This window comes from Rhodococcus sp. GA1 (assembly GCF_024321955.1).
GTDB lineage: Bacteria > Actinomycetota > Actinomycetes > Mycobacteriales > Mycobacteriaceae > Rhodococcus > Rhodococcus pyridinivorans.
Map to the genome: position 1 here is coordinate 2,925,151 of NZ_CP097186.1, position 13,226 is coordinate 2,938,376.

9 protein-coding genes and 1 pseudogene are annotated in these 13,226 nt (G+C 63.0%); 7 read left to right on the forward strand and 3 right to left on the reverse strand.

Annotated features, from left to right (window positions below; translation table 11 throughout):
- Positions 1 to 94: 94 nt before the first annotated feature.
- On the reverse strand, positions 95 to 1,282 hold the full coding sequence (locus tag M3330_RS13900) for a LysR family transcriptional regulator (protein WP_269466036.1): 1,188 nt from the start codon (positions 1,280 to 1,282) through the stop codon (positions 95 to 97).
- Between M3330_RS13900 and M3330_RS13905 the strand changes: the two genes are divergently transcribed.
- From M3330_RS13905 to M3330_RS13915, 3 genes are all read left to right on the forward strand, one after another.
- Positions 1,281 to 1,688, forward strand: a complete 408-nt coding sequence (locus tag M3330_RS13905) for a hypothetical protein (RefSeq protein WP_255024991.1) — start codon at positions 1,281 to 1,283, stop codon at positions 1,686 to 1,688. The two genes, M3330_RS13900 and M3330_RS13905, sit on opposite strands and share 2 nt — an antisense overlap.
- A gap of 34 nt (positions 1,689 to 1,722) precedes the next feature.
- Positions 1,723 to 2,592 carry an alpha/beta fold hydrolase gene (locus M3330_RS13910; protein WP_019288297.1) on the forward strand — a complete coding sequence of 290 codons (870 nt, stop codon included), beginning with the start codon at positions 1,723 to 1,725 and terminating at the stop codon, positions 2,590 to 2,592.
- Between the two features lie 136 nt (positions 2,593 to 2,728).
- A complete protein-coding gene (locus tag M3330_RS13915) occupies positions 2,729 to 4,174 on the forward strand; it encodes an NAD-dependent succinate-semialdehyde dehydrogenase (RefSeq protein ID WP_255024993.1) in 1,446 nt (481 codons plus the stop codon).
- Positions 4,175 to 4,285: 111 nt separating this feature from the next.
- On the opposite strand, the gene M3330_RS13920 is transcribed toward M3330_RS13915, so the two are convergent.
- Positions 4,286 to 4,861: an MHYT domain-containing protein gene (locus M3330_RS13920; protein WP_255024994.1), complete on the reverse strand. Its 576-nt coding sequence runs from the start codon at positions 4,859 to 4,861 to the stop codon at positions 4,286 to 4,288.
- A gap of 690 nt (positions 4,862 to 5,551) precedes the next feature.
- Between M3330_RS13920 and M3330_RS13925 the strand changes: the two genes are divergently transcribed.
- The 3 genes and pseudogenes from M3330_RS13925 (at position 5,552) to M3330_RS13935 (ending at position 10,572) form a co-directional block, all read left to right on the forward strand.
- Positions 5,552 to 7,195 (forward strand): NAD(P)/FAD-dependent oxidoreductase, encoded by a 1,644-nt coding sequence (locus M3330_RS13925; protein ID WP_255024995.1) that lies wholly within the window; start codon positions 5,552 to 5,554, stop codon positions 7,193 to 7,195.
- A gap of 119 nt (positions 7,196 to 7,314) precedes the next feature.
- Positions 7,315 to 8,377, forward strand: a pseudogene (locus M3330_RS13930) (alpha/beta fold hydrolase).
- A gap of 467 nt (positions 8,378 to 8,844) precedes the next feature.
- Positions 8,845 to 10,572 carry a sigma-54-dependent Fis family transcriptional regulator gene (locus M3330_RS13935; RefSeq protein WP_232333399.1) on the forward strand — a complete coding sequence of 576 codons (1,728 nt, stop codon included), beginning with the start codon at positions 8,845 to 8,847 and terminating at the stop codon, positions 10,570 to 10,572.
- A 327-nt stretch (positions 10,573 to 10,899) separates the two neighbouring features.
- Here the strand turns inward: M3330_RS13935 and M3330_RS13940 are convergent, their stop codons facing one another.
- Positions 10,900 to 12,081 carry a serine hydrolase gene (locus M3330_RS13940; protein WP_033097422.1) on the reverse strand — a complete coding sequence of 394 codons (1,182 nt, stop codon included), beginning with the start codon at positions 12,079 to 12,081 and terminating at the stop codon, positions 10,900 to 10,902.
- 247 nt (positions 12,082 to 12,328) lie between these two features.
- On the opposite strand from M3330_RS13940, the gene M3330_RS13945 reads away from it, so the two are divergent.
- Positions 12,329 to 13,225 carry an alpha/beta hydrolase gene (locus M3330_RS13945; RefSeq protein WP_255028907.1) on the forward strand — a complete coding sequence of 299 codons (897 nt, stop codon included), beginning with the start codon at positions 12,329 to 12,331 and terminating at the stop codon, positions 13,223 to 13,225.
- Position 13,226: the final 1 nt, after the last annotated feature.

Sequence of the window (13,226 nt, forward strand, 5' to 3'; positions counted from 1 at the left end):
CGTTCGTGACGTCGAGCGGTACTCGCACGCTGAGCAATGGGTTCGGTAAGAAGACACCAGTGATCGGAATGCTGATTCGAGGGGCCAGGAGAAGTCAGCCTGTCGTGCGGTGGGCACCTTCGGTGATCGAGTTGTGAGGCCGGGTGGACCATGCTCCGGGCACGGTGTGGAGCGAGGCCACAGCGCGTGCTGTGTCGATGAAATCCTGTACGGGTTTGGACGCGACATCCGTGCGCCAGGCGATGGACAGCGCCGTGGGCGGGATGTCGGTCACCGGCACGAATGCCAGGCTCGGTCTGCTGTAGAAGCGTTGCGTCGATGCTTGTGAGAATGCCACGCCGCGCTCGGCGAGGATCGCTTCGAAGCATTCGTCGACGGTGGCGACGTCTGCGCCGACCCGCACCGGTTCGCCTTGGCGCGATTCTGTGGCCAGCCAGTAGTTTCGCCAGTTCTCGGGGGCTTTGCGTGCGACGAAGAACTCGTTGGTGACCTGTTCGACGCTCACCTCGGGCAACTGGGCGAGCGGATGATTCGCGGACACGACCATCACCCGGGGTTCGACGAACAGGGCTTCCATGCCCAGCCAGTCCTGCATCAACAGCGGGGGCCGGACGAAGGCGACATCGGAGGATCCGTCGGCCAACCCGACATACGGGTCGGAGAAATCGTAGGAATGCATCTGCACCTGGATGCCCGGATGCAGCGACTGGAACGTACTGAGAATGTGCGGTGTGAGCTCGGCAGCTGCGTTGCCTTGAAAGCCGATGACCAACTTGCGGGTACTGACGCCGTGGGCGGCTTCGCGGGTGAGGTTGACGGCTCGTTCGGCGTTCGCCAGCAACCGGCGGCTTTCGTCGAGCAGGATCTGGCCGGCAGGGGTCAGTTCGACATGCCTGCTGCTGCGCAGCAGCAGCACCGCGCCGAGGTTCTGCTCGAGTTTGCGGATCTGCACGCTCAATGAGGGCTGAGCGATGTGCAGACGGGCGGCTGCGCGCCCGAAGTGCAGCTCTTCCGCAACTGCCACAAAATAGGACAGAAGTCGCAGGTCGAGCTGGGGTTGCATGTTTTCGAAGATAGCCAACACCACCCCGGGAGACCAGTAGTCATTGCCTATCGATCCGGGCCGGATAGGTATTGGACGCACCCGGCGGACACGAGGTGTGATGGCTGTCATGGCCGGCACGGCATCCGGGAGGCCAGCACTTTCCGGATTCGGGTCGGCATACCGGAGCGAGTGCTCGCACTCGGCCTCGCTGTCTCCCTCATCGAAGGAATCCCACATGACCGTCACTACGCGTGCCCTCGACACGGCCGACTGGGCTGCCTCGTTCACCGAGGCGAACAACACCGACCCCGAGATCCAGGCACACGGCAAGTACCTCACCTGCTCGTACCTGCTCGACATGACCGACCACACGTTCGTCATCCAGATGAGCCGCGGCAACGTGGTGGACATCGCGATCGACCCCGGTCCGCTGGATGTGCCGTACCAGTTCGCGCTGCGTGCCAGCGCCGAGACCTGGCGCAACTTCGGCGTCCCGGTGCCCGCCCCGATGTACCACGGCATCTGGGCCGCGAGCTTCCAGCGCGACATGAAGCTCGAAGGCGACATCCTGGTGTTGATGCAGAACCTGCGGTGCATCACCCGCCAGATCGAACTCCTGCGCACCGTCGGCGTCCCGGTCTGATCCTCCCACCCCCTTTGAGCCGTAAGGAACACTGATGAGCAAGATTTCCCCGGTCACCGGCCACTACGTCGACGTCGACGTCGACGGACTGCTGTACAAGGTCTTCTACCTCGAGAACGGCACCGGCCAGCCGCTGGTGTGCCAGCACACCGCCGGCTGCCACAACCACCAGTGGCGCGGTCTGCTCGAAGACGAGGAGATCACCGCCAACTACCGTGTCATCGCCTACGACCTGCCGCGGCACGGCAAGTCCGATCCGCCGGAGAACACCGAATGGTGGACCGAGGAGTACCAGCTTTCCGCGGACCACTTCGCCAATTTCATCGTGGCGTTGTGCGACGCGCTCGAACTCGAGAACCCGATCTTCATGGGATCCTCGTTCGGTGGGAACATCGCCCTGCAGCTTGCGCTTCGGCACCCTGACCGCTTCGCCGGCGTCATCCCTGTCGAGGGTGCGGACTATTCGCCGGGCTTCTACCTCGACTGGTGGCAGCACCCCCACGCCAACGCGGCACAGGTCTGCGCGAGCGGCGTGTGGGACCTGATGGCACCTCAGTCGCCGGAGGCGGATCGCTGGAAGACCTGGTTCTACTACAGCCAGGGTTCCGAGTCCTTCCGCGGTGACCTGCACTTCTACTCGGTCGATCACGACCTGCGCGGAAAGCTCGCGGACATCGACGGTGACCGGTGCCCGGTTGTGATGCTGACCGGTGACTACGACTACCTCACCACCCCCGAGGACAGCGCCCGGACCGCGGCGCAGATCCCGAACGCCGAGTTCATCGAGATGAAGGAGATCGGCCACTTCCCGATGAGCGAAAACCACACTGTCTTCCGTGGATATCTCATCCGGGCACTCGAAACCCTCCAGGACAAGGCACGCAAGTCCATCACCACCAGCTAGTACCCCGCTCGCCCGCTCGGGTGTGGCCACCGAACGCGCGTGGCTACACCCGAGCGACCTGCATCGGCCTCGGCTCCCGGTTCGGGTGCCGACTGGTCGGGCGTGGCGATGAACCTTCACACACTCGGCAGGAGCTATGACCCACACTCTCCCCGCGGGCGTCCCCACCCAACTCTGGGTCGGTGGAGAACTCGTCGATTCGTCTACCGGCACCACTTTCCCCGTAGAGGACCCCGCGACCGGTGCCGTGATTGCGCATGTCGCCGATGCCGCGCCCGAGGATGGACGCCGAGCTCTCGAACACGCCACTGCTGTGCAGGGGGACTGGGCGCGGACTCCCTCGCGTCGACGTGCCGAAATACTGCGCACCGCATTCGAACTCATCCACCAGCGGGCAGACGACCTCGCGCGCACCATCACTCTCGAGATGGGTAAACCGCTCCACGAGGCGTATGCGGAGATCGAGTACGGCGCATCATTCCTGCACTGGTTTGCCGAGGAAGCGAACCGAATCAGCGGGCGAGTCTCGCCGTCCCCCTCGGGAACCGGCACCATCGTCGTCACCAGAGAACCGGTCGGGCCGGTACTGGCCATCACCCCCTGGAACTTTCCGTTGGCCATGGCCACGCGCAAGATCGGTCCAGCATTGGCGGCCGGATGTTCGATCATCGTCAAACCAGCGGCCGAAACGCCTTTGACGATGCTGCTCGTCGGTCAGATTCTCGCCGATGCGGGTCTGCCCGAGGGTGTGCTGTCGATTCTGCCGACCTCCGATGCTGCAGCGCTGACCGCGCCACTGATCAGCAGCGCTGATCTGCGCAAGATCACGTTCACCGGATCCACCGGTGTCGGCAAGATGCTGGTTCGTCAATCAGCGGATCGGCTCCTGCGGATGTCGATGGAACTCGGAGGCAATGCCCCCTTCCTCGTGTTCGATGACGCTGATGTCGATGCAGCGGTCGACGGCGCGATGGCTGCAAAATTCCGCAACGGCGGCCAAGCATGTACAGCAGCCAACCGATTCCACGTCGCACGTAGCGTCGCAGAAGAGTTCAGCGAGAAGTTCACGGCACGCATCGGTGCCTTGCGCACCGGACACGGTCTCGACGCAGGAACCGATATCGGACCGCTGATCACCGCGAAGCAGTGCGCCACCGTCGATGCTCTGGTCGAAGACGCCGTCGCGAGGGGTGCGCGTATCCGCATCGGCGGTGGCCGTCCTGACGGGCCGGGAACGTTCTATTCCCCCACCGTTCTCGACGGCGTGAGTCCCGACGCGCGTCTGCTGCGTGAGGAGATTTTCGGCCCGGTAGCCGCGATCACCACCTTCGATACGGAGGACGAAGCGATCGCGGCGGCGAACAACACCGAATACGGCCTCGCTGCGTACTTCTACACCCAGAATCTCGACCGAGCGTCCAGAGTCGCCAACGCACTCGAGACCGGCATGGTCGGAATCAACCGAGGCATCATCGCCGACGCGGCCGCGCCCTTCGGAGGGGTGAAGGAGTCCGGCTTCGGCCGCGAAGGATCGGTCGAAGGTATCGACGAGTATCTCGCCACCAAGTACATCGCACACTGATCATCAGTGGCAGCATCCAGACCGGCGAATGACCCTGCCCTCAAAAAACACTCGTGCGCCGGGGGCTGGTGAAGGACCCGCCGAACGGTGGGTCCTTCACCAGAGAGGTGGTTACCGCACTCGTTCGTGTGGCACTACCTGCACATCACCCTTGCGAAGGGGGTCGGCAGGTCGACGCGGAACGTCTCGACGGGTGTCGAGTTCAGCTGTGGCCTCCTGCCCTCGGTCACCGGGGTAGGGGACAGCATCATTGATCTCCGCGCTCCACGTGGCGATCGCTTCGTCGACCTCGGTGTCGGCACTCTGACGAGCGGGCGCCAATGCGACGAGCGGCGCCGCCAGTATGGTCGTGCCGAAAATGTATGCCTGAAGCATCGAATCGAGGAGCGTCGCGCCCTCCGGCGTGGTGGCCGTCGAGTCCAAGGACGCGTGAAATCCAGCCATGCCGCAGTAGTGCATCAGGCTCACCGCGAAGCCCATCATGGCGATGAAGTGGGTCATCCGGATCCCGACACCGCTGATGGACAAGGCTGCCATCACCAACCAGCGCCAGCATGTCGGACCGAGTGGGGTGGTAGCGGCTCGGCGAGCGCAGGACAGGCCGACGAAGGACCCGGCGATCGAGGTGCCGTAGGCGAGAAAGAGCGCCCACAGTCCCAGATCGAGATGGTGCATTTCGTGTGACATCAGTGTTCCTTACCAAGGCACGCTCGAGCACCTGCGCCGGCGGTGATGCGCCGAACCGTCCGGGCAGGACTGCGATCTCGGCCCTCCGAACAGCGACAGACTGTTCGTTTTGCATGATCATGCGCACTCTGAACAGGTTTATTCGGTCTCGTGGCCATGATTCGGTGAATTTCCCTTTCATTCGGGTAGTCGGGAAGCTGTGGTTCGTCCCGTCTTCGTGGCGGCTACCGGGGGATGAGGGATCGGGCGATGGCAATTCGAATTGCAGCTACCAGAACAGAGTTCGGATTCTGTGGCATCCAACGGTCGCGGTTGGAAGGCCGGAATGTGTCGGATCGCCGACTGTGTGCTCATATCGGTGCGGCGGCCACCCGAATCGAGATGGCGATCGCGGCGGTGTCGAGCATGCGGCAAGATGGGTCCGGAACTGGACCGGTGGTAGAAATTATTGCGTAACAGTATATTCCGGATATATTGCAGGCCTCTGTGCCGAAGGTTGCCCACCGCGTCGTCGAAAACATCCCCCGAGTTGTAGATCGGTTCTGCTGGGGTGCTGGCGGTGCGAGAGGCGCCGGACTCGGTGATATCCGTGTCTGCGAAGCCGGGAAGTGTCCGAAGATGGGACAGCTGAGTGAGGTGCACATCACGATGATGGCATCCACGTGACCTGAACTACAGAAAGGCTAGGGCATGTCGCCTCACTCTTCCTCTGCGGTCGGACTTGCTGATACCGAGGTGTCACTCGAGCTGGACGCGTTGATCATCGGTGCGGGAGTCGCCGGCCTGTATCAGCTGCATCAGCTTCGCGAGCTGGGGCTGCGGGTGCGCGCCTTCGATACCGCCTCCGACGTCGGCGGCACCTGGTACTGGAATCGTTATCCGGGTGCTCGATTCGATTCGGAGGCCTACATCTACCAGTACCTGTTTTCCGATGAGCTGTACAAGAACTGGAGCTGGAGTCAGCGTTTCCCCGGCCAACCCGAGATCGAGCAGTGGTTGCATTATGTGACCGACAGTCTCGATCTGCGTCGCGACATCCAATTCTCGACGACGATCACCAGTGCGCATTACGTCGAGGACTCGAAGCGATGGATCGTGCGCACCGATCGCGGGGACACGATTGCCACCCAGTTCCTGATCACCTGCGCCGGCATGCTGTCGGCACCGATGTCGTCGGTGTTCGAGGGTCAGGAAAGCTTCGCCGGCCCGATCTTCCACACCTCTCGATGGCCGAAGGAGGGCGCCGATGTCGCGGGCAAGAAAGTTGCAGTGATCGGTGTCGGCGCCACCGGGATCCAGGTCATCCAGACCATCGCCGACAAGGTCGAACATCTGAAGGTGTTCATCCGTACACCGCAGTACGCCCTGCCGATGAAGAATCCGTCCTACGACGACCGGGATGTTGCCGCGTACAAGGAGCGCTTCGAGGAGCTTCGCGCGACGTTGCCGCATACGTTCAGTGGCTTCGAGTACGACTTCGAGCATGCATGGGTCGACCTGACTCCCGAGCAACGGCGGAAAAGGCTCGAAGAGATCTATGACAACGGTTCACTCAAGCTCTGGCTCGCTTCTTTCGCGGAGGTGTTCTCCGATGAAGAGGTCAGTGAGCAGGTGTCCGAGTTCGTGCGAGAGAAGATGCGTGCGCGACTGAAGGATCCGAAGCTGTGTGAACTGTTGATTCCGACCGACTACGGCTTCGGTACACACCGGGTACCGCTGGAAACCAATTATCTCGAGGTCTACCACCGTCCGAATGTCGAAGCAGTGGGGGTGCGCACCAATCCGATCAGCCGAATCGTCCCGGAAGGGATCCTGTTGGACGACGGCACGCTGCACGAAGTCGACCTCATCATCCTGGCCACGGGATTCGATGCGGGATCCGGCGCGCTGACACGAATCGACATCCGTGGACGTGAGGACCGATCGCTCACGAGCGACTGGTCGCGTGACATCCGCACGACGATGGGCCTGATGGTGCACGGCTATCCCAACATGCTGACCACCGGTGCCCCACTCGCCCCCTCCGCGGCTCTGTGCAACATGACCACCTGTCTGCAGCAACAGACCGAATGGATCACCGAATGCATCCGGCACATGCGTGAGCACGGGTACACCGTCATCGAACCGACCGTCGAGGGTGAGGGCGAATGGGTCGCCCACCACGACGAAACCGCGAATGCCACGCTGATCTCGAAGACCAATTCCTGGTACAACGGCGCGAACGTTCCCGGAAAACCTCGCCGCGTGCTGTCCTACACCGGCGGGGTCGGCACCTATCGAGAACTCACTCTCGCGGCCGCCGCGGCCGGCTACAAGGGATTCCAGCTGAGCTGACCTTCTCGGATATCCGACCCCTGCGGTCGACCACTGCTCGTCTCACGGCGGCGTACGCACATGTCATCGGGTGAGCACGCGCTGCTACCGCTTTCTCATAGCTCAGGAGGACGATCTCGATGATCGACAACCCGTACTACACGCACGACTTCCACGGTGATTACGACCTGATCGGCATCGGAGCCCTCGACCTCGAGGAGGGTGGCTCGATCCCGGACTGCCGGCTCGCAGTGGCAACGTTCGGAACGCTGAACGAAGCCAAGGACAACGCAATCCTCATCCCCACCTGGTACTCGGGGACCCACCAGATCTGGCGCGACGCATACATCGGTCCTGACCATGCTCTCGACCCGAGCAAGTATTTCATCGTCTGCGTGGATCAGATCGGCAACGGTCTGTCGACGTCTCCCCACAACGTCACCGGCGTCAACGCAGAGATCGCCATGTCGAACTTCCCTCGTGTTCGGATCGGGGACAATGTCGTGGCCCAGGAGCGGCTGCTCCGGGAGCATTTCGGTATCGAACGCCTCGCGTTGGTGACGGGAGGCTCCATGGGAGCTTCAACAGACCTACGAATGGGCGGTGAGGTTCCCCGACAAGGTTCTGCGCGCCGCACCGATTGCCGGTACGGCACGCAACACTCCCGGTGATTTCTTGATCGCGGAGATCATGCGCGAAGCGATCCTGTCGGATCCGGGCTGGAACGGCGGCGAATACACCTCGCATACGCAGGTCGTCGACGGCCTCACCAGGCAGGCTCACATCTGGGGAGTGCTCGGATTCTCGACCGAGTTCTGGAAGCAAGAAGTATGGCGAGCAATGGAGTTCGAATCCCTGGACGCGTTCCTGACCGGATTCCTCGAGCCCTACTTCACGGCGATGGATCCCAACGCACTCCTCACTCAATCCTGGGCCTGGCAACGCGGCGACGTCTCTCGGCATACCGGGGGAGACCTGGCCGCTGCACTCGGACGGATCACCGCCAAGACCTTCGTGATTCCCATCGATGAAGACCAGTTGTTCCCGGTCCGCGACTGTGCTGCCGAGCAGGAACTGATCAAGGGCAGTGAACTGCGCGTGGTCGAAGATGTGCTCGGGCATTTGGGCCTGTTCGCTGTCGCTCCGACCTACATGCCGCAGATCGACCGCCACCTTGCGGATCTTCTCGCGATCGAGGTCTGAAGCGGTGCCGCCACGACAACGGTCCACGTGGGCGGGACGGTAGTGAGTGTGCCCGCCGGCGGTCGTGGCGGCAGAGAACATCGAGATTCTTGCGCGGTTGCCGGCGATGTCGACCTCTATGCGTAGGGCGGGGCAGGTGATGGAACGGGCTCGGCTTCCCCTGGGGGGGGGTTAAGCCGAGCCCGGTGATCCGGTCGCCGTCGACGACCTGATGTCAGTCTCCTGATGGTGGTGTGCACCCCGGATCGCGGCAGTCGGTGGTCCGAGGAGTAGGCGCGGTGCGGACCGCGAGTGCCGATCTCCGGCCGGCGGGGTGGCCGTACCCGCCCCGCTACTGCCGTTGGAGACGGCAGATCGATGTCCTATTCTGGGACATCCATAGAATGTGACGTGCGGCACATTGAGGGGGATGGCAGTACTGCGACCTGCAAGGAAATGTGATGGACAGTGATAACCGCCGGCGCCGCGTGACCACCGCCCGGCATCTCCATGACCTCGCCGGTTCCCCCTCCGAGGACGTCTCACCCCTCATCGCACAGTCATGGCGACGCTCACGTCAGGCGGGTGTCATCCCGGACGGCTCGCACCTTCCACAGCTGCAGTACGTCGAAGACCTCGATCTTCGCCGACGACTGGTGCGATGCGCCCTGCCGATCCTCGATCGGCTCCATGACGACCTGTCCGACATGTCCCTCAGTGTCGCGTTGAGTGACGAGCATGCGCGTGTGCTGGTCCGGCGGGACAATGATCCCGTCCTCGCCGCGAAGCTGGACAAGGTGTACTTCGCTCCCGGGTTCACCTACGCCGAAGAGCTCGTCGGTACCAATGGAGTGGGCACAGCCCTCGAGACCGGGATGGCCGTCTACGTCGACGGCGCTCAGCACTATCACGAATCGATCCAGTATTTCACCTGTGCCGGCGCGCCCATTCACAACCCCACCACCGGCCGTGTCGAAGGACTGATCGACATCACAGGCTTGACCCACACATCGAACCCATTGATGCGCCAGCTCGCCCTTGGAGCGGCTCGTGATATCGAGTCGGCTCTTCGCGCCACGGGATCGATCAAGCAACAGCTCGTGCTCGGCGAGTTCCTCGTCGCCTGTCGGCGCCGGCAGACGGCGGTGTACTCACTCAGTTGCGGTGTTTTCATGTCGAACGAGATCGGCTCGCGCCTTCTCGACCCGATCGACGAGGCTTTTCTCCGCGAGGAAGCACAGTCGATGCTCGATCCGTCACGAGTTGCCCAGTTCGACCTGCGCCTTCCGTCCGGAGGTAGCATCACCGTCAAGCGCACTCTCGTCGAACATGGCGGCGACATCGCCGGCATCGTCTTCGAAGTCGAGGCGACATCGTGTCCCACGAAGATCATGCAACCCCGGCGCACGGTTCCCGTGTTTCCGGGGGTGGCGGGGTCTTCGCTCCAATGGAACCGGTGTCGAGGGGAGTTGACGTCCCTCGCCGTGACAGATGCCAACGTGATCCTCAAAGGTGAACCAGGAAGCGGCAAACTCACTCTCGTTCGGGGCATGCACCTGTACAAGAATCCGCAGGCCCCGATTGTCGTCGTGGATTGCTCTGCTGAAAAGTCCGCTCACGAGGAATTGCGCACTGCGCTCGACTCCGCGGCGACCACGATCGTCCTTCGTCGCATCGACCGACTCGACGCGAGCACCGATGAGCTCTTTGCCGACCTCATATCCGCCGACCAGCACCGATACCCCGCTCGGTGGATCGTCGCGACCACATCCACTGATGGGGAAGCACTTCAGGATTCTGCTCTCGCCGAGCATTTCATCGCCACCGTCGAGGTCCTCGCATTGCGTCATCACCCCGATGACATCCCGGACATCATCCGAATGCACCTTGCACCTCACCGCGAAACCGCTTTCAGCGACGACACGATGCGAACCCTGAAGAAGTACCACTGGCCCGGCAACGTCCGTGAACTGGTCGGCACTCTCAATCACGTACTTCGCGCCAAGCCCGCGGGAACGATCGCAGTAGCTGATCTGCCTCCAGCGCTCAGCTCCGCGCCTCGCCGGACGATGACGGCAATGGAAAGAGTCGAGCGCGATGCCATAGTGGCTGCGCTACGGGACAGCGGTGGCAATCGTGTCGCCGCCGCGAAATTGCTGGGGATCGCAAGGTCGTCTCTCTACCGCAAGATCGACACGTTCGGCATCCACGTGTGATCGCGCAGAATGCGTGATCCGAGAGTCGTCCTATGGCCTTGCGTGCGGTAGCGGTGACTGTCGGAAGGTGCGGCCCTCGCGGCAAGCCCGTGGGAGACGACGGTGTTCGCGCTCGACCTGTTGCACTCAGACCTCGAACAGCGTGGCAACACCACACCGCTGCGGGTGTTTCGACACCCGCAGCGGTGTGGTGTCCGTGCGTCGGGTGGGGATTTCACCCGATCTCGTTGATGTCGTCGTGTGGCTGTTCGGCGAGCGCGCCGGTTACGCGAGCGGTCAACGGATCGAGGTCGATGTCCGGTGCCGCGGCCCGGGATGGAACCGGGGTCAGGAAAGGGCTCGGTAGACGGCGGTCTCCATGTCGAGGTAACCACCGAGCGAGCTGGGGTCGGCGAACGGGAAGATCTGCGTCGCCCAGTAGCCTCCGATCTTGTTGTGCCGGTCGATCCAGTAGTAGAGGTTGGCCAGGCCTGCCCAGGCGAGAGAGCCTGCGGGACGGCCCGTGGGTGCTTCGGTTTCGTTGGTCATGAACGTGTAGCACCAGCCCTTGCGCTGGCCAGGGAAGAACTCGGCGTCGTTCGACAGAGACCTGATGACACCCGGAAGCATCTTCACGGTCAGGTCGCCGAGGTCGTTTCTGGTCGCCCACTCGACGGTGTCGGGGCGGAGGATGACGGTGCCGTCGTCTGCCTCGCCGTCGTTGAGCCACATCCGGATGAAGGTGAGGTAGTCACCGACGGTGGAGAACAGTCCGTGCCCACCCATGTCGACCTCGGGCGGGGTGGGGATGACGAAATCGGTGGCCTGGAGTCCGTCGTCGGTGCGCTGGTGCATGGTCGCCAGACGCGCGCGCATGTCGTCGGACGGAGTGAAGGACGTCGATGTCATGCCGAGGGGGTCGAGGACTCGTGTCTTCAGCGCCTCGCCAAGGCGGGTGCCGACGATGCCTTCGATCACCTGGCCTGCCCAGTCGATATTCGAGCCGTACTCCCACTGGGTGCCGGGATCGAACAGCAGCGGTGTCTCGAGCGCGTCCTTGGTGGCGGTGACGATGCTGGGCTGACCGTGGTTCTCGGCGAGGCGGTTGTACGTCTCGTTGAAGAAGTCGTATCCGAAGCCGGCGGTGTGCAGCAGTAGTTGGCGGGTCGTGATGTCGGTCTTCGGTGCTCGCAGCATCGGCTCGCCGTTCGAGTCGAAGCCCTCGATGACCTGGAGTTCGCCGATCGCGGGCGCGTACTCCTCGGCCGGGGAATCCAGGTCGAGATCACCGGATTCCACGAGTTGCAGCGCCACGGTGCCGGTGAGGGCTTTGGTGGTCGAGAAGATGCTGAAGACGGTGTCATCGGTCATCGGTTGATCGTTGTCGACAGACCGCACCCCAGCGGACTCGATGAACAGGGTTTCCTGGTCGTTCGTCATGCCCGCTACTACTCCGGGCACGGCACCGCTGTTCACCGTGGTGTGGATGACTTCGCGGGCTGAGTCGACGACGCGTTGGGTATCGGACATGGGGGTTGTTCCTCTCGTTCGGCCGACAGTGACGCTGCTCCAAGTTTCACAAGAGTGTGATGGGTGTCTCAACCGACGCAGCGGCGCAGTTTCGCTCTGTTTCCCCGCCGAATGGCGGGTCCCTCGGTCGAGCGGCCGCCGTATCCTCGATCCGAGTCTTCGAGGAGGTGACGTGACGATGGCCCGAGCCGTGCCCCGTCCACCATTCGATGCCGAACTCAAGGCGGGATTGGCTGTGGTAGGCGGTATGTTCCCTCCGACCATCACTGCGGACCTGATCGAGTTCATGCGTACGTCCTATGCGTCCCCTCCGATGGACGAGGAATTCGACCGCCGACGGATCGCGGTGAACGACGTGACCTTCCCCGGGGGTGATGGCGCTGCCGTCAACGCTGCGGTGCTTCGTTCCCGGGACTTCAGCGGGCCCCGTCCTGCGGTGCTGTACGCGCACTCCGGAGGATTGATGTTCGGAGACATGTTCAGCGGCCTGGACCTGGTGCTGGACTGGGTGACCGAACTGGGGGCGGTTCTTGTCACGGTCGAATATCGTTTGGCCCCTGAGTATCCCGACCCCTACCCGCGTGAGGACATGTATGCCGCCCTGGAGTGGTTGGCTGCGCATGTCACCGATCTGGACGTGCGGGCGGACCGGATCCTGGTCGCAGGTGCCAGCTCCGGTGGCGGACTGGCAGCCGGTCTCGCGCTGGCTGCGCGGGACCGCGGTGGTCCCCGGTTGTGTGGGCAGGTGCTCGACTATCCGATGCTCGACGACCGGTGCACGACCGCTTCGATCGAGCAGTTCGACGGTATCGGTGTGTGGGACCGGATCAGCAACGAAACCGGCTGGACCGCCCTGCTGGGTGAGCAGCGGGGCACCGACCTTGTCTCGCCGTATGCAGCCCCGGCCCGCGCGCAGAATCTGCGCGGATTGCCGCCGGCCTTCATCGACGTCGGTGCGGCCGAGATCTTCCGGGACGAGGCGATCGACTATGCCAACAGGATCTGGCAAGCCGGTGGCGATGCCGAGTTGCACGTATGGTCCGGCGCCTTTCACGCGTGCGACATTTTCGCCCCGCACACCAGAGTGGGCCGGTCCATAATCCGGACCCGCAACACCTGGGTCGAGAAAATCCTTGCGGACTGAG